Source organism: Celeribacter sp. SCSIO 80838 (assembly GCF_056498065.1).
The window spans coordinates 3,573,839-3,594,552 of the sequence record NZ_JAZKMA010000001.1 but is presented as its reverse complement, the minus strand read 5'-3'; the positions used below and the strand labels follow the sequence as shown (position 1 = coordinate 3,594,552).

Below are 20,714 nucleotides of genomic sequence, written 5' to 3'. Positions count from 1 at the left end.
AGAGATTATGGACTACGGATTTACCACTGCGGCCTATGTGGTCGCTGCCGTTCTCTTCATTCTCGCGCTCGGCGGTCTCTCGGGACAGGAAAGTGCGAAACGCGCCGTCTGGTACGGCATTGTCGGCATGGCTCTGGCCGTGTTCGCGACGCTGATCGGGCCGGGTGCCGGTCTTTGGGTGCTCTCCGCGATCCTGATCGCGGCGGGGGGCGTCATCGGCTGGTACGTGGCGAAAAAGGTCGAGATGACCGAGATGCCGCAGCTTGTCGCCGCGATGCATTCGCTCGTGGGTCTGGCCGCCGTCTTCGTGGGGTTCAACACCCATATCGAAGCCGCGCGCATCGCCGCGATGACCGCCGAACAGAAACACCTGCTCGAAGGCTTTGCCGCAGTTGTGGCGCATAAGACGCCGGTGGAGCTGAACATCCTCAAGGTCGAACTGTTCCTTGGCGTGTTCATCGGGGCGGTGACCTTTACCGGCTCCGTGGTGGCCTTCGGCAAGCTCGCGGGCAAGGTGACCTCGAAAGCCACCAAGCTGCCGGGCGGTCATGCGCTGAATGCGGGCGCTGCGATCCTCTCGATCATCCTGCTGATCCTCTACATGAACGGTGCGGGCGGTTGGGCGCTGATCCTGATGACGCTTCTGGCGTTCTTCATCGGCTACCACCTGATCATGGGCATCGGCGGCGCGGATATGCCGGTCGTGGTGTCCATGCTCAACTCCTACTCGGGCTGGGCCGCGGCGGCGATCGGTTTCTCGCTGGGCAACGATCTTCTGATCGTGGTCGGTGCGCTGGTCGGCTCCTCTGGTGCGATCCTGTCGTACATCATGTGTAAGGCGATGAACCGCAGCTTCGTCTCGGTTATTCTGGGTGGCTTCGGCGGTACCACGGGGCCGGCGATGGAGGTCGAGGGCGAACAGGTCGCGATCGATGTCGACGGTGTGGCAGCGGCTTTGAACGAGGCCGACAGCGTGATCATCGTGCCGGGCTACGGCATGGCGGTGGCGCAGGCGCAGCAGAACGTGGCCGAACTGACCCGCAAGCTGCGGGCGCAGGGCAAGAACGTCCGCTTCGCCATTCACCCGGTGGCGGGGCGTCTTCCGGGGCACATGAACGTGCTTCTGGCCGAGGCGAAAGTGCCCTACGACATCGTGCTTGAGATGGACGAGATCAACGAGGACTTCCCGGACACCGACGTGGTGATCGTGATCGGCTCGAACGACATCGTGAACCCGGCGGCACAGGAAGATCCGAACTCTCCCATCGCGGGGATGCCGGTTCTCGAAGTGTGGAAGGCGAAACAGGTTTTCGTGTCGAAACGCGGTCAGGGTACCGGCTACTCGGGGATCGAGAACCCGCTGTTCTACAAGGACAACACGCGGATGTATTACGGCGATGCGAAACACTCCATCGGCGAGTTGCTTCCGAAGATCGACTGATCGGGACAGACAGAAGACAGAGAGGGCGGCCCAAGGGTCGCCCTTTTCGTTTGAGTATTTGGACAGCAAAGGAAACGCACAGCGCGCTTGCGGGAATGGATCGGGAAAAGCGCTTGAGCTGGAGTATGCTCCAGCCCCTAGGCTCTGTTTTGACCTTGAATGCATGAGGGCAAGATGAAGATTTCAGAGGTTGCCAAGACCACCGGGCTGAGCATCGACACGCTCAGGTTCTATGAGAAAATCGGTCTGATCGATCCGCCGCCGCGCGACGGGGCGGGGCGGCGCGATTACCCGGAGGAGGTGATCGGCTGGATCGCCTTTCTCGGCCAATTGAACGCCACCGGCATGCCGCAGGCGGAGCGGGTGCGTTACGCCGAACTGAGGCGGCAGGGGGCGGCGACCTATACGGCGCGGCGCGAGATGTTGGCGGCGCATCGTGAGGTGATCCGCGCAAAGCTGGCGCTGATGCAGGACACGCTTGCCCTCATGGATCGCAAGGTCGCGATTTACGAACAGCTTGAAGCAGAGGAAAACACCGATGTCTGACGCATTGCAAAAGGGCCGCGAGGTCATCAAGACACTGAACCCCGATCTGGAGACCATCCTGTCGGAGCGCTACGACGGGATCGTGCCGGATATGGCGGAAACGCTGATCGAATGGGCTTACGGGCGGCAATATGCCCGCGACGGGGTAGATTTGAAGACCCGGCAGTTGTGTACGGTGGCCGCCCTGACCGCCTTGGGCGGGGGGACTGCGCCGCAGCTCAAGATCAACATCGAACATGCCATGGCGGCGGGGGCGAGCGAGGTGGAGATCGCGGAGGTGATCTGGCAAATGGCGCTTTATGCCGGGATGCCCGCCGCGATCAACGGGCTGAACGCGGCGCAGGAGGTGTTTGCCGCCTGAGACTAAAAGGGCTTGCGGCGGGGCTTTTCATCCGCGCCGCAAGTTGCCATGCTCTGGCGCAAAGGAGCCCCCAGCATGAAACATACGACCCCCGAAGAGATCGCCGCAGACAGCGCGTTCATCGACAAGATGACCGCGATCCGGCGCGATATTCACGCCCATCCGGAGACGTCATTCGAAGAGGTGCGGACCAGCGCGATTGTGGCGGAGTTTCTCGAAGGGCTGGGGATCGAGGTGCATCGGGGGCTTGGCAAGACCGGCGTCGTGGGGACGCTCAAGGGCAAGCGTCCGGGGCAAAAGGCGATTGCGCTTCGGGCCGATATGGATGCGCTTCATATCACCGAGGACACGGGCGTGCCTTACAGCTCGCAAGTGCCGGGCAAGATGCATGCCTGCGGCCATGACGGGCATACGACGATGCTTTTGGCCGCTGCGGAAAAACTCGCCGCCGACCCGGATTTCGCAGGCACGGTGCGCTTCGTGTTCCAACCCGCGGAAGAAGGCGGTGGCGGGGCCAATGAGATGATCAAGGACGGCTTGTTCGAGCTTTTCCCGACCGATGCGATCTACGGCGTGCACAACGGGCCGATGGAGCCGCTGGGGCAATTGACGACGCGGGTCGGACCCTACACGTCGGCCTGCGATGACTGGGAGGTGACGTTCGAAGGCACGGGCGGCCATGGTGCCTCGCCGCAGAAGGGCACCGATCCGACGGTCGCAGCCGGGCAGTTCATGGCCGCTGTCGGCAATATCGTCTCGCGCAAGGTGGATCTGACGGATTGGGCGGTGATCTCCATCGGTCATGTCGCGGGGGGAGAACGGCAAAGTCCGAATATCATCCCGGCGAAGGTGCTTGTGGCTGGCACGGCGCGGAGCTACCGCCCCGAGGTGCGTGAGGCGCTGATGACGGAACTCACGCGGTTGGCCGAAGGATGCGCCATGGCCAATGATGTGACGGCGAAGGTGGAGATCGACCGGGGCTATCCGCCGCTTGTGAACAGCGCGGACGAGGTGGCGGTGGCCGGGCGTGCCCATACGGCGGGGGCCGGGGCGGCACTGACCGACACCAAAGCCTCCGCGATCGGGGCCAGCGAGGATTTCGCCTATTATCTGGAAAAGATTCCCGGCGCTTACGTGTCGATCGGCAATGGCGACGGGCCGGGGGCAGCTTTTGTCCATACGCCGAAATTCGATTTCAACGACGATCTCATTCCCATCGGTGTGGCCTTCTGGATGAATGTCGTGGCCGAGGAACTTGGCTGAGATCGGCTGCGGTATACCATCGCATTCATATAAGTCACTGATAAGGAATGAATATTTAATTTGCCTCGGGTGGGGCGGGCAGGCTATAGGCGAGAGACATAATATTTCTCAGAGACTGCCATGGCCCCTTTGCAAGATCACCCGCGCCGCTACGAGCTGGCCAATGAACTGCACGCCCGTCCTTTCCCCGAAGTGACGAGCAATGCGCGCGCCGCCTATCTGGCGATCCGGGCTGCGGGCGATGCGGCGCGGCGGGACCGGGATCTCGACCGGGCGCATTTGCTGGCGCTGTTGGATCGTTATGGGGCGGCGCATCCGGCGCCGGGGGCGACGCATTACATCGGGCCTTTGGGCAAATACCGGCTGAAATGGGAAAGTCATACGGAATTCGTGACCTACACGATCTTCGCCGAAGGGGTGGCGGAGCGGGCCTTTGACAAGAACACCTTCGATCTTTTCCCGGAAGACTGGCTCGATGCCGCGCCGGGGCAGCGGATCACCTCGGCGTTGATCCGGGTCGAAACGGTGCAGGAGGATGCGCAGATCGTTGAGCGGATCAATACCTGGTTTGAACGCGAAAGTCTGGCCGTGGCCCGCGTCCTTGACGGGGCGATGGTGGTTGCGGGGGATTTCCGCATCGACGAGGCGGGGCATATGCGCTTTGCCATTTTCCCGGTCGAGGATTGCGGACAACGCCGGATCGGACGGGTGTTGCAGCGGCTTTGCGAGATCGAGACCTATAAGGCGATGTCGATGCTGGGTCTGGTGCAGGCGCGCAAAGTGGTGCGGGAACTGGCGGACATCGAAAAGGAACTTGCGGAGTTGATGGCGACGCTGACCTCCAAGGGCGATGTGCCCGCCGAGGAGATGCTTGAGGATATTCTCGGGCTGTCGACGCGGATCGAGGGCATTGTGACGCGCACCAATTTCCGCTTCGGGGCGACCGGGGCCTATGAGGCCATCGTGACACAGCGGATCGAAGTGCTGCGCGAGAGCCGGTTTCTGGGGCGTCAGCTGTTCAGCGAATTCATGATGCGGCGCTACGATCCGGCGATGCGCACGGTGGCGGCGGCGAAGACGCAGCTCGAAAATCTGGCCGAACGGACGGCGCGGGCGGCGAACCTGCTCAGAACCAAGGTGGATGTGAGCCGTCAGGCGCAGAACCAGAAATTGCTGGCAAGCATGGACAAGCGTGCCGATCTTCAGCTCCGCCTGCAAGAGACGGTGGAGGGGCTGTCGGTGGTGGCGATCAGCTATTATGCGGTGAGCCTTGCGGGCTATCTGATCTATCCGGTGCTCGAACCGCTGGGGCTGTCCAAGGGGCTGGCGCTGGCGCTGCTCACGCCGCTGGTTGTCCTTGCGGTCTGGCTTGGCCTGCGGCGGATAAAGAAACATCATCTCGGATGAGTCGGGCGGCGAGCGTGCCGCCCAGAGCGATGGACACGAGGGCCAGCGTTGCGGCCAGCGACAGGCTCGGTACACCGGCAAGACCTGCGCCGACAGTGCAACCGCCCGCGAGCACACCACCCACGCCCATGAGTGCGGCACCTGCCATGTAACGCCCGGTTTGACGGGGGCTCTCGAAACTCTGCCAGCGGAAGCGGTCAGACAACAGCGACGAGGCGAGAGCCCCCAGAATGACACCGCCGATGAGGCCGGTGCCAAACCCCGCAGGGATGGAGGAGGCGGCGACGGACCAGAACAGGGTCTCGGCCGCGGGGGATGTGAAGGACAGGCTTTCCATTGCGATCGGGTCGAATTCATCGAACAGGACGAAGCCGGTGCCGACCCATGCGGCGGGGACCAGAAGGCCGATCAGCGCGCCGAGGATTAGATCGCGCCCGGAGGTGGCGTATTTCCATGCGACAAGAGCGGCGGTGCCCGCAATCAGGGCGGTCCAGAGGAGGGCCGGGCCGGGGAGGGCGGCGTTGCCAAGGGGCAGCGTGACGCTGCCGAGCGTGGTGCGGACAGGGGCCAGCACGCCTTTGAGCGTCGCATGGGCCACCACGGCGAAGACCACGAGGACGAGGGCGGCGCGGAGGTTGCCGGAGCCGGACAGCACGGTGAGGCGGGAGACACAACCGCGGGTCAGGACCATGCCCGCGCCGAACATCAGACCGCCGGTGAGGATGGCAAGCCAGGGCAGATCGGGGGCGAGGAAGCGATGGTCGGCAAAGGAGATCAGCCCCTCGGCCACGGCGATTTGGGTGCCGAGCACGGCGGTCGCGAGGGCGGCGAGCCAGACGCCTGCGGCGGCGCCTCGCTCAGAGCGCGGACCGGCGACGGCGCGGCGGAAACAGAAGCGTGAGACCTCGGCCAGCGCGCCGAAGAGCACACCGATTATAAGGCCAAGGATCACCGAGGCCAGACGCGGCGAGAGGTCCAGTCCGAGGGTCTCATACATGTCGCTTCTTTCCGAGAAGGGGAATTTCGTTCTGAATATGATGCAGGTGAGGCAGAATGCAATCTTTTGAACTTGGGTGAATAGGTCGTCTTATGGAATAATATTCTTCTGGCACGGGCGCGCTTGGAACTCTGTCGGGGGAGCGGCGCAGGATGGGCAAACAAAGGAAAACGCGCCGGGGGAGCGGCGCGTTTGTTGTTTTTATTTTGCGGTATGGCGTATCGGCGTTGATTACCGGCCACGAATGCGCGGGTCGAGGGCGTCGCGCAGCCCGTCGCCGATGTAATTCACGGCGAGAACGGTGAGAGAGATCGCCAGCCCCGGCCAGATGACGCGTTCGGGATATTGCTGGATCATGTCCTTTGCGTCGAACAGCAGGCGGCCCCATGTCGGGTAATCCGGCGGGAAGCCGAGGCCCAGAAAGGACAGGGCGCTCTCGGTGATGATCGCGTTGGCGATGCCCAGAGTGGCCGAGACCATGATAGGCGACATGATATTGGGCAGGATGTGCCGCAGCACCACACGGCGGCTTGGCGTGCCGATCGAGCGGGCGGCCAGAACATATTCGCGTTCCTTGAGCGCCAGGACATCGCCGCGCACGATCCGGGCGGTCTGCATCCAGCTGGTGATGCCGATGACGAACACGATCAGGATGAAAATCCCGGCCTCAAGCCCGAAAAATTTCCGCAAAGGATCGCGGAACAGCATGATGATCACCATCAAAAGCGGCAGGAGCGGCAGGGCCAGAAACAGATCGGTGAGCCGCATCAGCAGCCCGTCGAGCTTTTTCCAATAGCCCGCCAGAACGCCCACGAAAGTGCCGAGCACCAGCGACAGGAACATGGCGGTGAGGCCGACGGAGATCGACACCTGCCCGCCCGCCAGCATCCGGGCGAGGATGTCGCGGCCCAATTGGTCGGCGCCGAAAGGATGCGCCAGCGAGGGGCCCTGATTGCGGGCGCGGAAGTCGATATAGGTGGGGTCGATGGTCCAGAGGAAGGGGCCGAGATAGACCGCGAGAATGATGAAGACGAAAAAGACCAGCCCCGCCATGGCGCCCTTGTGGGTCTTGAACTGGTCCCAGACGTCCCACCATTGGTTGCGGGGGGCTTTGGCTTTGACGGCGGTGGTTACGGTTGCGTCAGACATGATCAACCTCCCTTAATCGTAGCGGATGCGCGGATCGAGAATGCCGTAGAGGATGTCCGCGATGAGGTTGAAGAGAACGATGAGCACGGCGAAGATGAAGGTCAGGGTCTGGACCATCGGCGCGTCGGAGGCGTAGATCGCGGTGATCAGCATCTGGCCGAGGCCGTTCACCTGAAACACCTGCTCGGTGATGATCGCGCCGCCGAAAATCGACGGCACGCCGAGCGCGATCACGGTGACCACCGGGATCATCGAGTTGCGCAGCACATGCAGCAGGACGACGACTTTCTCCGACATGCCCTTGGCGCGGGCGGTGCGGACGTAATCCTGATTGAGGTTGTCGAGCATGGAGGCGCGCATAAAGCGGCTGACCTGCGCGGCATTATAGAGCGTCAGGACGAAGACCGGCATGGCCATCTGTTTGATCTGGAAGAGGAAAGAGGGCCAGTCGGTGACCTTGTGGGTGGTGTCGTAGATCGAGGGGAACCAGCCCAGCGTGACGGAAAAGATCACGATCAGAAGCACACCGGAGAAGAAGGTGGGGATGGAGAAGCCGATCATCGACACGAAGGTGCCGAGCTGGTCGAACCACGAATATTGCCGATAGGCGGAGACGATCCCGATCGGCACGGCGATCAGCGTTGCGAAGACATAGGAGAGGCCGACGACCCAAAGTGTCTGCGGCATGCGTTCGGCGACGACGGTCATCACCGGGGAGCGGGACTGGAAGGAGATAATGCGTTGTTTTCCTTCGGCAAAGCTCGTTCCGAAAATATGGTCGAAGGCCACCTGCGGCTCGACGACGAAGAATTGGTAGAGCCAGTTCAGGAAGCGGATATGCACCGGTTCGCCAAGGCCCAGAGCCTCGCGCATCTTCTCTTTGACCTCGGGTGGCACGGTCAGCGGGATAGAGGCCATCGGATCGCCGGGGGCGAGATCCAGCAGAAGGAAGATCACCAAAGAGATGAACAGAAGCGTCGGTATGGCGAGAAGAAGTCGACGGATCGTGTAATGGAGCATAGGGCGGCGCCTCGGTTCAGGTCTTTTGTCGTGAGAGGGAGGACGCCCCGTCGCGAAGACGGGACGCCCGAGGGTCGGTTACTTGACGCGATACCAATCGGCGACATTCCAAAGCTCGGAATCCCACGAGTTCATGATCACACCGCCAAGCGTGTTGGACGCGGCGGAGACGCGACCGCGATAGACCAGCGGGATGATCGCATAGTCCTGCATCAGCATGTCGTTCATCGCTTTCGCAAGCTCGGCACGTTTTTCAAGCTCACCGGTTTTGGCCATTTCGGCGACGAGGGCGTCATACTCCTCGGTGCAATAGCGCGGCATGTTGTTGCCCTGCCATTGCGTTTCCGGGCGCGGGGCCTGAATGCAGGCCCAGTTGGCCATATAGGCTTCCGGGTCTGTGCCATCGAAGTTGTTGGCGTACATTTCCACATCCGCGTAGAACTTCTGGAACGTGTCGGGCGAGCCCGCATCGCCACCGAAGAACACGGAGCTGTCGATGTTGCGCAGTTCAACCTCGACGCCGATCTCGTTCCACCACTGTTTGATGATCGCCTGGAAATCCTGACGCACGGCGTTGGTCGAGGATTGGAACAGCAGGGACAGTTTCTTGCCGTCTTTCTCCCGAATGCCGTCGGAGCCCATCACCCAGCCATCGGCGTCGAGCAGGGCTTTCGCGCCTTCGATGTCCTGCACCATGCAGGCGTCGTTGGCGGTGGAGGAATAGATTTCCGGGGCGGGCAGGACGTTACAGGTCACTTTGCCCGCCGCACCGTAGCCGATTTCCACCAGAAGATCGCGGTCGATCGCCATGGACAGCGCTTGGCGCACGGATTTGTCCGACAGGATCGGGTTCGGATGTGCGGCGGTGGCGCGTTCGTCGCCAAGCGCCGGATCGGGGTCGGTGTAGTTCACCATGATGCGCTCGACGAGCGTGCCGAAGGACACTTCGAGCTTGCCCTTGCCTTTGGATTCCATATCCGCGAGCACATCGGGGGCGAGCTGAAGGTTCCAAGCGTAATCGAATTCGCCGGTTTCCAGAACGGAGCGACCCGCCGCCGCCGCATCGCCGCCGCCTTTGACGGTCGCGGTCGCGAAGGCCGGTTTCGCCGGGTCGCGGTAGTTCGGGTTGGCGGACATGGAGACCACGTCATTGGTCTTGAACTCATCCACAACGAACGGGCCGGTGCCGATCGGGGCAAAGTTCTGTTCGGTGCAGGAGGCCATGGCTTCGCCGGTGCAGTTGGCGAACTGGGCCTTCTGAATGATCGGGGCCTGCGCGCCCACGAAGGGGCCGTAAGGGAAGGGTTTGGCCACGCCGAAATGCACGATGACGGTCAGGTCATCGACGATTTCCACGTCGGTCACGTCATTGTATTTCTCGGTCTGGGCGCAGCCACCGCCTTCGGAGGTGCAATATTCCCAGGTGAATTTGAGATCTTCGGAGGTCAGCGGCGTGCCGTCGGACCACAGAAGGCCGGGTTTCAGCTTCCACGTGATGTTTTTCAGGTCGGCGGACACGCCGCCGTTTTCCACGGTCGGAACGGTTTCGACCAGAAACGGCACCATGGCGCCGGTTTCGTCGTAGCGGGCAAGGGGTTCGAGCACGAGGGAGCCGACTTCGAGCTCCTTGGTGCCGCCCGACAGATAGGGGTTCATCGTCGAGGGCGCTTGCCAATAGATGATGTTCACATGGCCGTCGGCGCCACGTTCCGCAAACGCGGCCGGGGCCATGGCGAGCCCGGCGACGGTCCCCAGAACGGTGCCCTTCAGGGCAGTCTTGATTTTCATTTTACCTCTCCTTGTTGGATGCTCTTATCCTCGAAACCGGCACCTTAGGCGGCGCTCTCATTGGTATTCGTATACTTGTGACAGGCGACCTGACGACCGGGGGCGATCTCCTGACCCAGCGGGTCGATCTCGCGGCAGATGTCCATGACCTGCGGGCAACGGGTGCAGAAATTACAGCCCTTGGGCGGGTTCGACGGCGAGGGCACATCGCCTTGCAAAAGAATGCGCTCCACCTTCTCCTCAAGCCATGGATCGGGCTCGGGCACGGCGGACAAAAGCGCCTGCGTATAGGGATGTTTCGGATCGGCAAACAGCTCTTCGCGGCTGGCCAGCTCGACGATCCGCCCGAGATACATGACGGCCACCCGATCCGCGATATGGCGGACCATCGACAGGTCGTGGGAGATAAACAGGTAGGTCAGCCCGAATTCTTCCTGCAAATCCTCCAGAAGGTTCACCACCTGCGCCTGAATCGACACGTCGAGCGCCGCAATCGGTTCGTCGCAGACGATGAATTTCGGATTGAGCGCCAAGGCGCGGGCAATGCCGATCCTCTGGCGCTGACCGCCGGAAAACTCATGCGGGTAACGGTTGGCGAAATCGCGGTTCAGCCCCACGGCATCCATCAGCGAGAGCACTTTTTCGCGCTTCTCGGCCTTGGACAGATGCGCATGTTCATCGAGCGGCTCACCGATGATCGCAGAGACGGACATGCGCGGGTTCAAAGAGGCCTGCGGGTCCTGAAACACCATCTGCATGGTCGGGCGCATTTTGCGCAGGTCGGGCTGGGGCGTCGTGCCGATCTCATGGCCGTCGATCGTAATCGACCCTTCGGTGATGTCGTAAAGCCGCAGGATCGCGCGCCCGGCGGTGGATTTGCCACAGCCGCTTTCGCCCACAAGCCCAAGCGTCTCGCCCTCGTAAATGTCGAAGCTGATGCCATCGACGGCCTTCACCTCGCCGACGCGCTTTTTCAACACGCCGGCATGGATCGGGAAATGCATTTTCAGATCGCGCACCGCGACCAGAACCTTGTCCGACGTGATGTCAGTCATGGCGGGGCCCTCCGGTGTCGAAATCGTAGAAACAGGCGGCGTCATGGCCGGGGCCGACATCGAACCGGGCCGGGTTTTCGGACAGGCAGCGCGCGAGGGCGAAGGGGCAGCGCGCGGCGAAAGAGCAGCTCGACGGTTCCGCGCGCAGGATCGGGGGCTGGCCTTCGATCACCTCAAGCCGTTCGGCCCTCTCGCCACGCACGGAGGGCACGGTTTTCAGAAGCGCGCGGGTGTAGGGATGACGCGGGTGTTTGAACAACTCGCGCACGGGGGCATGTTCGACGATCTGCCCGCCGTACATCACCAGAACCCGATCCGCGATCCCGGCGATCACGCCCAGATCGTGGGTGATCCAGATCACCGCCATGCCAAGCTTGGCGCGCAGCTCGTGCATCAGCTCAAGGATCTGCGCCTGAATGGTCACATCGAGCGCGGTGGTCGGCTCATCGGCAATCAAAACCTCGGGGTCGCAGGCCAGCGCGATGGCGATCATCACACGTTGCCGCATGCCACCGGAAAACTGGTGCGGATAGTCCGTGAGGCGCCGTTCGGCGTCCGGTATGCCGACCAGTTCCAAAAGCTCCTTGGCCCGCACCCGCGCCTGCGCCTTGGACATGTTCATATGTTTGCGCAGCGGCTCCATGATCTGGTAGCCGACCGTGAACACAGGGTTCAGCGAGGTCATCGGGTCTTGGAACACAAAGCCGATGCGGGCGCCGCGAATGGCGCGCAGCTCGGTCTCGGAGGCTTGCAAAAGGTCGATGCCGCCGAAATCGATGCCGCTCCCCGAGACCACTGCGGGGGGCGAGGGGATCAGGCCGATCAGCGACATCATGGTCACCGATTTACCGGAACCGGATTCGCCGACAACGCCCAATAATTCACCGGGCTTGAGCGAGAAGGAGACGGAATTGACGGCATGAACGGACCCGGACCGCGTTTTGAAAACGGTCTTCAGGTCCCGGACATTGAGTACGGGTGTGGCCCCATCGGCCATGCGGTGACCCCCAAGCTGTTGGTTTTATTTATTATTATTTCTCCGCCCCGGTTGGTCCGGGATCGGTATGATCAAAACGGTATCACCTCTTTTCGAGGGCGCAAGAGGCAAGGTGCCGGAATGTGCAAGTTTTTTTACCAATGGATAAATTGTAAGGCACATCTGCTTGACCTCTGTGCAAAGCGCGATCACGCTTGCGCGAAGCCCCACGATATGGGCGCGATCAGGGGGGTGTGCCAAAACGCACCTTGCCTCGCTTGCGCCCAAGGCGTCGGGTGACGAGAGCCAGAGATCTGGCTCTTCTGACGACCACCCTCATCCTACTCCGCCGGAGACCGACATGCCGATCAAGAACCGCCTCGCCGAATTGCTGCCCGAAATTACCGCATGGCGACGAGACATTCACGCCCACCCCGAATTGCAATTCGACCTGCCGCGCACCTCGAAGAAGGTGGCGGATCTGCTCCGGGAATTCGGTTGTGACGAGGTGGTCGAAGGCATGGCGCAAACTGGCGTTGTGGGTGTGATCAAGGGCAAAACGGACTCGCGGGGGCGCACCATCGGGCTGCGCGCCGATATGGATGCGCTGCCGATCCTTGAGGAAACCGGCTCCGAATATGCCTCGACCAATCCGGGCGTGATGCATGCCTGCGGCCACGATGGACACACGGCGATGCTTTTGGGCGCGGCCAAATACCTTTGCGAAACCCGGAATTTCGACGGCACGGCCGTGGTGATTTTCCAGCCCGCCGAAGAGGGCGGCGGCGGTGGCCGGGTGATGTGCGAAGAGGGGTTGATGGAACGGTTCGGCATCGACGAAGTCTACGGCATGCACAACTGGCCGAACCTTCCGGCGGGGACGTTTGCGATCCGTCCGGGGCCGTTCTTTGCCGCCGCCGACGAGTTCGAGATCTATGTGAAGGGCAAAGGCGGCCATGCTGCGAAACCGCATGAGACGGTCGATAGCACGGTGACGGCGGCGCATCTCGTACTCGCGCTTCAGACCATCGCGTCGCGCAATGTCGACCCGACGAAACAGGTGGTGGTTTCTGTCTGTACCGTGGAATCTTCGTCCAAAGCGCATAACGTCCTGCCCGCGCAGGTGATGCTGAAAGGCACGGTGCGGACATTGGACGATGAGGTGCGCAAACAGGCCGAGGATCGTTTGAAAGAGATTTGCGCGGGCGTGGGGGCTACCTATGGCGCTGATATTGTTGTGGACTATCACCTCGGCTATCCGGTCATGGTGAACCACGATCAGGAGACCGAATATGCCATCGAGGCCGCGACCAGGGTCACGGGCGGCTGCGAGGAATATCCGCTGGTGATGGGCGGCGAAGATTTCGCCTATATGCTCGAAGAACGCCCCGGCGCCTATATCATCGTCGGCAACGGACCGGGCGCGCCGGTGCACCATCCGAAATACATGTTCAACGACGAGGCGCTGCCTGCGGGCTGTTCCTGGTACGCTGAAATGGTCGAGAGCCGTCTGCCAGCGGCGTGATCTGAGTATTTGGATCAGCAAAGGAAACGGATTTGAGCGCTCCAAATTGGGGGCGCTTTTTTGCGGGGGCTGCTCGGAGGTTTGGCGAACGGGCCTATAAGCCAGAGCAGGCGTGCGCGTGCGCGCCTCACCCGCCGGTATGGCTCATATGCCGCGAGACCTGACCGTCGGGCTTTTGCCGGGAATAGTCGAAATCATGGCCCTTGGGTTTATGGGAAATCGCCTCTTCGATGGCGCGGATCAGTGGCGCGTCATCTTCGGGATGGGCGCGCATGATGTCCCGCAGCGAGGCATTGTCTTCCTGCCCGAGACACATGAACAGATCGCCGGTGCAGGTCATCCGCACGCGGTTGCAGCTTTCGCAGAAATTATGCGTCAGAGGCGTGATAAAACCGATCTTTTGTCCGGTTTCCTCAAGGCGCACATAGCGCGCCGGGCCGCCGGTGCGCTCGGCCAGATCGGTGAGCGTGTAGCGCGTGGCAAGGTCGCCGCGCAGATCGTTCAGCGACCAATATTGCCCGACGCGGTCTTCCTCGCCGAGATCGCCCATCGGCATGACCTCGATGAAGGTCAGGTCCATGCCTTCGCGCGCGCACCACTGGGTCAGATCGAAGAGTTCGTCCTCGTTGAATCCCTTGAGCGCGACCGTGTTGATTTTGATCTTGAGCCCGGCCTCGCGGGCGGCATCAATGCCGCGGAGCACTTGGTCGAGGCGGCCCCAACGGGTGACGCGGGCGAATTTCTCGGCGTCGAGCGTATCGAGGGATACGTTCACCCGCCGTACGCCGGCTGCGTAAAGATCGGTGGCAAACCGGTCGAGTTGAGAGCCGTTGGTTGTCAATGTCAGCTCTTGTAACGCGCCGCTTTCAAGGTGTCGCGACATGGCGTTGAAAAAATTCACGATCCCGCGCCGCACGAGAGGCTCGCCGCCGGTGATCCGAAGTTTCTCGACGCCGAGCCCGATGAAGGTGGAGCACATGCGGTCCAACTCTTCGAGCGTCAGCAATTCCTTTTTCGGCAGGAAGGTCATGTGCTCCGCCATGCAATAGACACAGCGGAAATCGCAGCGGTCCGTCACCGACACCCGAAGATAGGTGATCGCACGGGCGAACGGGTCGATGAGGCGGGGTGCATTGGACATGACCGACAATTTAGCGGCCTCTGCGGACAATTCCAACCTCAACCGCGTGCGGTGCGGATCAGTTTTGCGCGTTTGAAATGATGTTTCGACAGCGCGCGCAGCCAGCTTTCCGCCACGCGATTGACGTCCTTCTCGCCGTCTTCGAGACAGCCGGGGAGCCAGTCGCAGGCCAGATCCAGCGCGGCCGCTTCCGCCTCCGACGGATGCGAGAGCTTGGCGAGCGGTTCGGTCAGCAAAAGCGCTGCGCGTCGGGGCAGAGGCGCGTCCTGTTCGGCCCAGAGCGCCACGCGCTCCATCCGGCTCAGATCGGCCATGAGCCGACGACTGCCTGCTTTGGCAAGCGCATCGAGCAGGGCCCAATTCTCTGCCGCATCGAGCCAGTCGCAAATCTGGGTCCAGACGGCGGCATCGTCCGATATCCGCGCCTGCGTGAGCAGTTTGGCGGCCATGAGACGGGCGTCGAACACGCCGCTGTCCCAAAGGTGTTGCGCCACGCTCAAGCGTTCGGGGAAAGCGATGTCCTGACGCAGCGCACGCGCCATGTCTTCGAGGGCCTGAGGGGGCACGCCGAAATAGGAACCCGCTCCGAAGCGAGTTTCCAAATCGGACGCCCGTTGCGCATCAGCGGCGGCTTTGAGCCGGTTCATCACATTTTCTTTGGTCATCGTCTCATTCCACCGTCACGGATTTCGCGAGATTGCGGGGTTGGTCCACATCCGTGCCCTTCGCCACCGCCGTGTGATAGGCGATGAGCTGGGCCGGGACGGCGTAGAGGATCGGGGCGAAGAGATCCGGCACCTCTGGCATCTGCACCGTCTGCCAGACGCCCTCGGAGGCGACGTCCAGCCCCTTGCGGTCGGAGACCAGAAGGACCTTGCCGCCGCGCGCCATGACCTCCTGCATGTTCGACACGGTCTTGTCGAACAGCGCGTCATGCGGGGCGAAGACGATCACCGGCGTGTGGCTGTCGATGAGGGCGATGGGGCCGTGTTTCAACTCGCCGGACGCATAGCCTTCGGCGTGGATGTAACTGATTTCCTTGAGTTTCAACGCGCCTTCAAGCGCCAGAGGGTACATCGCGCCACGGCCCAGGAACAACACGTCGCGGGCTTCCGAGAGGTCGTTCGAGACGATGTTCAGCGCCTCGTCGAGATCGAGCGCACGGGTGAGAAGCCCGGGCAGGAGGCGCAGGGTTTCCATATGCGTCGCAAGTTCCGCTTCGCTCATGTGACCGCGATCGCGGGCCGCCTTGAGCGCAAGCGTCGCGAGCACGAGAAGCTGGCAGGTGAAGGCCTTGGTCGAGGCCACGCCCACTTCGACGCCCGCGAGGATCGGCAGGGCGATGTCGCTTTCGCGCGCGATGGAGGAGGTCGGCACGTTCACCACGGCGATGGTTTTCGCCACCTTTTCATCGCAATAGCGCAGGGCGGCCAGCGTGTCGGCGGTCTCGCCGGACTGGCTGACGAAGATCGCGTAGCTGTCGGTCGGCAGCGGCGGTTCGCGGTAGCGGAATTCCGAGGCGACGTCGATTTCGACCGGCAGGCGGGCGAGGCTTTCGAACCAGTATTTCGCCACCGAGCAGGCGTAGAAGGCGGTGCCGCAGGCCACGAGCGTGAGACGTGAAATGTTCGAAAAGTCCAACTCTGACGGCAAATTCAACCCGTCATCGTTGAGATAATGTCGCAAAGCGTCAGCAAGAACCACCGGTTGTTCGGCGATCTCCTTGGCCATGAAATGCTTGTAGCCGCCTTTTTCCACCTGGGTGGCCCCGAGGTCGATACGTTGCTCGTCGCGGTTCGCGCGTCGCCCCTCGGCGTCGAAAATCTCCGCGCCTGCGCGGGTGATGAAGGCATAGTCGCCTTGTTCCAGATAGGTGATACGGTCGGTCATCGGCGCGAGTGCGATGGCGTCAGACCCCGCGAACATTTCGCCTTTGCCATGGCCGATCGCGAGCGGCGCGCCCTTGCGCGCGGCGATGATCAGATCGTCTTCGCCATCGAAGAGCCACAACAGGGCAAAGGCCCCGTCGAGCTTCTTGAGCGTCGCCACGGCGGCCTCGCGCGGTCCCAGCCCCTGATCCATATACATGCGTGTCATCAGCGCGACGGTTTCGGAATCCGTCTGGGTTTCGGGATGGATATCCGCCTCGGCCAGTTCGGCGCGGAGTTCGCGGTAATTCTCGATGATGCCGTTGTGCACCACGGCGACGGGGCCGGAGCGATGCGGGTGGGCATTGCCGGTGGTCGCCGCGCCATGGGTCGCCCAGCGGATGTGACCGATCCCGGTCTTGCCGGCCAAGGGTTCATGCACCAGAAGATCGGAGAGGTTCACGAGCTTGCCGACCGCGCGGCGCCGGTCGAGCTTGCCCTGCACGACCGTGGCGATCCCGGCACTGTCGTAACCGCGGTATTCCAGCTTTTTCAGCGACTCGACGAGGATCGGCGCCGCTTCGTGATTTCCCAAGATCCCTACAATACCACACATTTTACTGCCCTTTTTGCTTTTTAGCTTTGAGAGACTTTAACTTTTCGAACATCCGCACGGCGAGCATGGGTTTGTTTACCTGTTTCGCGCGACCGATGGCCAGTGCGCCGGGTTCGACATTCGTGGTGATCACGGAGCCCGATGCGGTCATCGCCTCGTCGCCCACGGTCACCGGTGCGACGAGCATGGTGTTCGATCCGATGAAGGCGTTGCGGCCCACCACGGTGCGGTGTTTGAACACGCCGTCATAGTTGCAGGTGATCGTCCCCGCGCCGATATTGGTGCCGTCGCCGATGTCGGCATCGCCGATGTAGGTGAGGTGGTTCACCTTGGTGCCTTCGCCGATCAGGGCGTTTTTCACCTCGACGAAATTGCCGATATGGGCGTTGTTCGCGAGCTCCGCGCCGGGGCGCAGACGGGCAAACGGGCCGACGGTCGCGCCCATCGAGACGTGACAGCCTTCGAAATGGGAAAATGCCCTGAGACGGGCACCGGATTCGACGGTGACGCCGGGGCCGAAAATCACGTTCGGCTCCACCACCGTGTCGCGCCCGATATAGGTGTCGAGCGAAAAGAACACGGTTTCGGGGGCCATCAGCGTGACGCCATTGTCGAGCGCTTCCGCCCGCTTGGCGGATTGGAAAATCGCTTCGGCGCGGGCGAGTTCCGCGCGGGTGTTGACGCCCAGCGTTTCGGCTTCGTCACAGGCGACGGCGGTCGCGGTGCGACCGGTTTTCCACGCGATTTCAACGATGTCCGGGAGGTAGTATTCTCCGGCGGCATTGTCGTTGCCGACCTGATCCAGAAGCTCGAACAGCACGGAGGCCTCGGCGGCAATAAGGCCGGAGTTGCAGAAGGTGATCGCGCGCTCGGCCTGGGTGGCGTCTTTGTATTCGACGATGCGGGTGAGCCTGTCGCCTTCCATCACCAGACGCCCGTAGCGCGCCGGATCGGCGGCCTCGAAGCCCAGAACCACCACATCCGCGGATTTGCGGGCCTCGGCCATGCGCAGGATCGTGTCCTCGGAAATAAACGGCGTGTCGCCGTACAAAACGATGGCGTCGCCTTCGAAGCCCGCAAGCGCGTCTTTCGCCTGCAAAACCGCATGCGCCGTGCCGAGTTGCTCTTCCTGACGGGCGATAACGATCTCTTCGTCGATTTTTGCGGCCTCGGAGGCCACAAGATCGCCGCCATGACCGACGACCAGAACCGTGCGCTCCGGTTCCAAAGCGCTGCCCGAGGCCAGCGCATGGGCGAACAGGGGGGCGTTGCCGATCGGGTGCAGCACCTTGGGCAGGTCGGAATTCATCCGCGTGCCTTGCCCGGCGGCCAAGAGAATGAGGGCTGTTGCCATGGTTTTCGTCCCGATCTGCTCTTTTCTTTGTCTCCTTGCCGTTTTACCCATGACGCGGAGCGCCGCAAGGCCCGGAAGGTCAGAGGGGCTTCACTTATTCTGACGCCAGATTACAGGTTGCAGCGGGAGTTTGCCCAAAACGGACCGCCGCAGCCGCAAAAGGACCAGACATGCGCACAGTGATTTTCGATCTCGACGGCACGCTGGCGGACACTTCCGCCGATCTGATCGCGGCGGCGAATGCCTGTTTCCGGGGGCTGGGCTATGGCGATGTGCTGGACCCCGTGGCCGATGCACATACGGCGTTTCGCGGTGGACGGGCGATGCTGACGCTTGGGTTCTCTCGGGTGAAGCCGGGGTTCGGCGAGGCAGAGGTGATGGAACAATATCCGATCCTGCTGGATGTGTATGCCGAGCATATCGACACCCACACGCGGCTCTACGACGGGGCGGCGGATGCGGTCGAGGCGCTGCGTCGCGATGGTTATGCGGTTGGTGTCTGCACCAACAAGCCCGAAGATCTGGCGGATCGGCTGCTGACGCGGCTGGGCGTGCGCGATCTGTTCGGGTCCATGATCGGGGCCAAGACCGTGGGTGTGTCGAAACCCGATCCGAAGCCTTATATTGCCGCCGTCGAAGAGGCGGGCGGCGTTCTGGCGCAATCTTTCCTCGTGGGCGATACGGAAACCGACCGCGCCACGGCGAAGGCGGCGGGGGTGCCCTCTGTGCTGGTGACCTTCGGGCCGGATGGGGACGGGGTCAAACGGCTGGAGCCGGAGGCGTTGCTCACCCATTATAATGAGCTGTCGCGGTTGACGAAGGAGCTGATCGGATGACGGGCGAGGTCTTTAAAGGCAATTTCACTCAGCAGGAGCCGATCCCGGAGGAGGCGATCGAGGCCGCCGTGGCGGTGATGCGCTCGGGGCGGTTGCATCGGTATAACACGCTTCCCGGGGAGAAAGGCGAGGTGGCGCTGCTCGAAGAAGAGTTTGCGGCCTATACCGGGGCGAAATATGCGCTTGCCGTGGCCTCGGGTGGCTATGCGCTTGGCTGTGCTCTGCGGGCGCTGGAAGTCAAACCCGGCGAGCCGGTTCTCACCAACGCGTTTACGCTGGCGCCCGTACCCGGTGCGATTGCCTCCGTGGGGGCGAAGCCGGTGTTCGTGGGGGTGACCGAGGGGCTGGTGATCGACCTCGACGATCTTCAGGTGAAAATCTCCGAGACGGGTGCAAAGGTCCTGATGCTGTCGCATATGCGCGGGCATCTCGTCGATATGGACGCGCTTATGTATATCTGCAACGGGGCAGGGGTCGCGGTCATTGAGGATTGTGCGCATACCATGGGGGCGCATTGGACCGGGGTGCCGTCGGGACGGCACGGGGTGATCGGCTGCTATTCCACTCAGACCTACAAACATATCAACTCGGGGGAGGGCGGTTTCCTCATCACCGACGACGAGGAAATTGCCGCACGAGCGATCATGTTGTCGGGATCGTACATGTTATATGGCCGTCATACGGCCGGTCCGGCCCCGGATGTGTTCGAAAAGATCAAATATGAGACTCCGAACGTGTCGGGCCGGATGGACCATCTGCGGGCGGCGATCCTGCGGGTACAGCTGCGCAGCCTCGACGCACAGGTGGAAAAATGGAACGCGCGTTATCGGGTGGTCGAAGCGGGGCTGCGGGGCACGAAGGGGCTTACGCTGATCGAGCGGCCCGAGCCGGAGCATTACGTCGGCTCCTCTATTCAGTTCCTGCTGCTGGACTGGCCGGACGCCAAGATCGAGGCGCTGGTGGCGGCCTGTCTCAAACGCGGCGTGGAGTTGAAATGGTTCGGGGCACCGGAGCCGGTGGCCTTTACCTCGCGGTATGAAAGCTGGCGCTATTGCGAGGCGCAGAGCCTGCCGGAGAGCGACCGTGTTCTGCGTGCGATCATGGATATGCGTCTGCCGCTGACCTTCAGCCTCGAAGACTGCGAAATAGTGTCGCGGATCATCCGGGACGAAGTCTTGCGAGCAGGATAAGCCGGGACACCGTCAGGACGCGGCCGGATAAGGTTCGGGAAGTATTCATCTTTTGATATGCGTTGGCAAATACACCTTACATGGTGTGCAGATGCATACAACTTGGCAAATTCCGACAAAAATTATAAGAAAAAGACTCTCGAATCGCGAGATGCGGAGAAATCCGCCGCAGCGCCGCGAA

At 62.0% G+C, this 20,714-nt stretch carries 18 protein-coding genes; 8 read left to right on the top strand and 10 right to left on the bottom strand.

Annotated elements, in window-relative coordinates:
- Positions 1–7: 7 nt before the first annotated feature.
- From V1475_RS18020 to V1475_RS18000, 5 genes are all read left to right on the top strand, one after another.
- Positions 8–1,441 (top strand): NAD(P)(+) transhydrogenase (Re/Si-specific) subunit beta, encoded by a 1,434-nt coding sequence (locus V1475_RS18020; protein ID WP_434286470.1) that lies wholly within the window; start codon positions 8–10, stop codon positions 1,439–1,441.
- A gap of 174 nt (positions 1,442–1,615) precedes the next feature.
- A complete protein-coding gene (locus V1475_RS18015; RefSeq protein ID WP_434286471.1) occupies positions 1,616–1,987 on the top strand; it encodes a MerR family transcriptional regulator in 372 nt (123 codons plus the stop codon).
- A complete protein-coding gene (locus tag V1475_RS18010) occupies positions 1,980–2,348 on the top strand; it encodes a carboxymuconolactone decarboxylase family protein (RefSeq protein WP_479413843.1) in 369 nt (122 codons plus the stop codon). Before V1475_RS18015 ends, V1475_RS18010 begins: the two co-directional genes overlap by 8 nt.
- A gap of 75 nt (positions 2,349–2,423) precedes the next feature.
- Positions 2,424–3,611 carry an amidohydrolase gene (locus V1475_RS18005; RefSeq protein WP_479413842.1) on the top strand — a complete coding sequence of 396 codons (1,188 nt, stop codon included), beginning with the start codon at positions 2,424–2,426 and terminating at the stop codon, positions 3,609–3,611.
- Positions 3,612–3,731: 120 nt separating this feature from the next.
- Positions 3,732–5,018, top strand: coding sequence for a DUF3422 family protein (locus V1475_RS18000; RefSeq protein ID WP_479413841.1), 1,287 nt, complete (start codon positions 3,732–3,734; stop codon positions 5,016–5,018).
- Here the strand turns inward: V1475_RS18000 and V1475_RS17995 are convergent.
- The 6 genes from V1475_RS17995 to V1475_RS17970 all read right to left on the bottom strand — a co-directional run bounded on the left by V1475_RS17995 (position 4,951) and on the right by V1475_RS17970 (position 12,024).
- Positions 4,951–6,015, bottom strand: a complete 1,065-nt coding sequence (locus tag V1475_RS17995) for a YeeE/YedE family protein (RefSeq protein WP_479413840.1) — start codon at positions 6,013–6,015, stop codon at positions 4,951–4,953. The two genes, V1475_RS18000 and V1475_RS17995, sit on opposite strands and share 68 nt — an antisense overlap.
- Positions 6,016–6,246: 231 nt before the next feature.
- A complete protein-coding gene (locus tag V1475_RS17990; RefSeq protein WP_479413839.1) occupies positions 6,247–7,164 on the bottom strand; it encodes an ABC transporter permease in 918 nt (305 codons plus the stop codon).
- Positions 7,165–7,176: 12 nt separating this feature from the next.
- Positions 7,177–8,184 carry an ABC transporter permease gene (locus V1475_RS17985; RefSeq protein ID WP_479413838.1) on the bottom strand — a complete coding sequence of 336 codons (1,008 nt, stop codon included), beginning with the start codon at positions 8,182–8,184 and terminating at the stop codon, positions 7,177–7,179.
- Positions 8,185–8,262: 78 nt separating this feature from the next.
- Positions 8,263–9,972 (bottom strand): peptide ABC transporter substrate-binding protein, encoded by a 1,710-nt coding sequence (locus V1475_RS17980; RefSeq protein WP_479413837.1) that lies wholly within the window; start codon positions 9,970–9,972, stop codon positions 8,263–8,265.
- Positions 9,973–10,016: 44 nt separating this feature from the next.
- Positions 10,017–11,027, bottom strand: coding sequence for an ABC transporter ATP-binding protein (locus V1475_RS17975; RefSeq protein ID WP_434286484.1), 1,011 nt, complete (start codon positions 11,025–11,027; stop codon positions 10,017–10,019).
- On the bottom strand, positions 11,020–12,024 hold the full coding sequence (locus tag V1475_RS17970; RefSeq protein WP_479413836.1) for an ABC transporter ATP-binding protein: 1,005 nt from the start codon (positions 12,022–12,024) through the stop codon (positions 11,020–11,022). Before V1475_RS17970 ends, V1475_RS17975 begins: the two co-directional genes overlap by 8 nt.
- A gap of 340 nt (positions 12,025–12,364) precedes the next feature.
- Between V1475_RS17970 and V1475_RS17965 the strand changes: the two genes are divergently transcribed.
- Complete coding sequence (locus V1475_RS17965; RefSeq protein ID WP_479413835.1) at positions 12,365–13,528, top strand: M20 aminoacylase family protein; 1,164 nt, start codon at positions 12,365–12,367, stop codon at positions 13,526–13,528.
- 127 nt (positions 13,529–13,655) lie between these two features.
- Here V1475_RS17965 and moaA read toward each other — a convergent pair whose 3' ends face one another.
- Genes moaA through glmU form a run of 4 tightly spaced genes read right to left on the bottom strand, consistent with a single transcriptional unit; the run spans position 13,656 to position 18,507 of the window.
- Positions 13,656–14,669, bottom strand: coding sequence for a GTP 3',8-cyclase MoaA (moaA, locus tag V1475_RS17960; protein ID WP_479413834.1), 1,014 nt, complete (start codon positions 14,667–14,669; stop codon positions 13,656–13,658).
- Positions 14,670–14,707: 38 nt separating this feature from the next.
- Positions 14,708–15,334, bottom strand: a complete 627-nt coding sequence (locus tag V1475_RS17955) for a DNA alkylation repair protein (protein WP_479413833.1) — start codon at positions 15,332–15,334, stop codon at positions 14,708–14,710.
- 4 nt (positions 15,335–15,338) lie between these two features.
- The gene (glmS, locus tag V1475_RS17950; protein ID WP_479413832.1) at positions 15,339–17,153 is read right to left on the bottom strand and encodes a glutamine--fructose-6-phosphate transaminase (isomerizing); all 1,815 of its coding nucleotides are present in this window, start codon (positions 17,151–17,153) and stop codon (positions 15,339–15,341) included.
- Between the two features lies 1 nt (position 17,154).
- Positions 17,155–18,507, bottom strand: coding sequence for a bifunctional UDP-N-acetylglucosamine diphosphorylase/glucosamine-1-phosphate N-acetyltransferase GlmU (gene glmU, locus V1475_RS17945; RefSeq protein WP_479413831.1), 1,353 nt, complete (start codon positions 18,505–18,507; stop codon positions 17,155–17,157).
- 170 nt (positions 18,508–18,677) lie between these two features.
- Here glmU and V1475_RS17940 point away from each other — a divergent pair, with 170 nt between their 5' ends.
- Entirely contained in the window at positions 18,678–19,343 is a 666-nt protein-coding gene (locus tag V1475_RS17940) for an HAD-IA family hydrolase (RefSeq protein WP_479413830.1), read from the top strand.
- Positions 19,340–20,533 (top strand): DegT/DnrJ/EryC1/StrS family aminotransferase, encoded by a 1,194-nt coding sequence (locus tag V1475_RS17935; protein ID WP_479413829.1) that lies wholly within the window; start codon positions 19,340–19,342, stop codon positions 20,531–20,533. The genes V1475_RS17940 and V1475_RS17935 overlap by 4 nt, the downstream gene beginning before the upstream one ends.
- Positions 20,534–20,714: the final 181 nt, after the last annotated feature.

Coding starts and splice junctions, on each gene's coding strand:
- glmU (WP_479413831.1), bottom strand. CDS start 18,507: ATGGCAACAGCCCTCATTCTCTTGGCCGCCGGGCAAGGCACGCGGATG.
- V1475_RS18020 (WP_434286470.1), top strand. CDS start 8: ATGGACTACGGATTTACCACTGCGGCCTATGTGGTCGCTGCCGTTCTC.
- V1475_RS17935 (WP_479413829.1), top strand. CDS start 19,340: ATGACGGGCGAGGTCTTTAAAGGCAATTTCACTCAGCAGGAGCCGATC.
- V1475_RS17970 (WP_479413836.1), bottom strand. CDS start 12,024: ATGGCCGATGGGGCCACACCCGTACTCAATGTCCGGGACCTGAAGACC.
- V1475_RS17985 (WP_479413838.1), bottom strand. CDS start 8,184: ATGCTCCATTACACGATCCGTCGACTTCTTCTCGCCATACCGACGCTT.
- glmS (WP_479413832.1), bottom strand. CDS start 17,153: ATGTGTGGTATTGTAGGGATCTTGGGAAATCACGAAGCGGCGCCGATC.
- V1475_RS17980 (WP_479413837.1), bottom strand. CDS start 9,972: ATGAAAATCAAGACTGCCCTGAAGGGCACCGTTCTGGGGACCGTCGCC.
- V1475_RS17990 (WP_479413839.1), bottom strand. CDS start 7,164: ATGTCTGACGCAACCGTAACCACCGCCGTCAAAGCCAAAGCCCCCCGC.
- V1475_RS17955 (WP_479413833.1), bottom strand. CDS start 15,334: ATGACCAAAGAAAATGTGATGAACCGGCTCAAAGCCGCCGCTGATGCG.
- V1475_RS18010 (WP_479413843.1), top strand. CDS start 1,980: ATGTCTGACGCATTGCAAAAGGGCCGCGAGGTCATCAAGACACTGAAC.
- moaA (WP_479413834.1), bottom strand. CDS start 14,669: ATGTCCAATGCACCCCGCCTCATCGACCCGTTCGCCCGTGCGATCACC.
- V1475_RS18000 (WP_479413841.1), top strand. CDS start 3,732: ATGGCCCCTTTGCAAGATCACCCGCGCCGCTACGAGCTGGCCAATGAA.
- V1475_RS17995 (WP_479413840.1), bottom strand. CDS start 6,015: ATGTATGAGACCCTCGGACTGGACCTCTCGCCGCGTCTGGCCTCGGTG.
- V1475_RS17940 (WP_479413830.1), top strand. CDS start 18,678: ATGCGCACAGTGATTTTCGATCTCGACGGCACGCTGGCGGACACTTCC.
- V1475_RS18005 (WP_479413842.1), top strand. CDS start 2,424: ATGAAACATACGACCCCCGAAGAGATCGCCGCAGACAGCGCGTTCATC.
- V1475_RS17965 (WP_479413835.1), top strand. CDS start 12,365: ATGCCGATCAAGAACCGCCTCGCCGAATTGCTGCCCGAAATTACCGCA.
- V1475_RS17975 (WP_434286484.1), bottom strand. CDS start 11,027: ATGACTGACATCACGTCGGACAAGGTTCTGGTCGCGGTGCGCGATCTG.
- V1475_RS18015 (WP_434286471.1), top strand. CDS start 1,616: ATGAAGATTTCAGAGGTTGCCAAGACCACCGGGCTGAGCATCGACACG.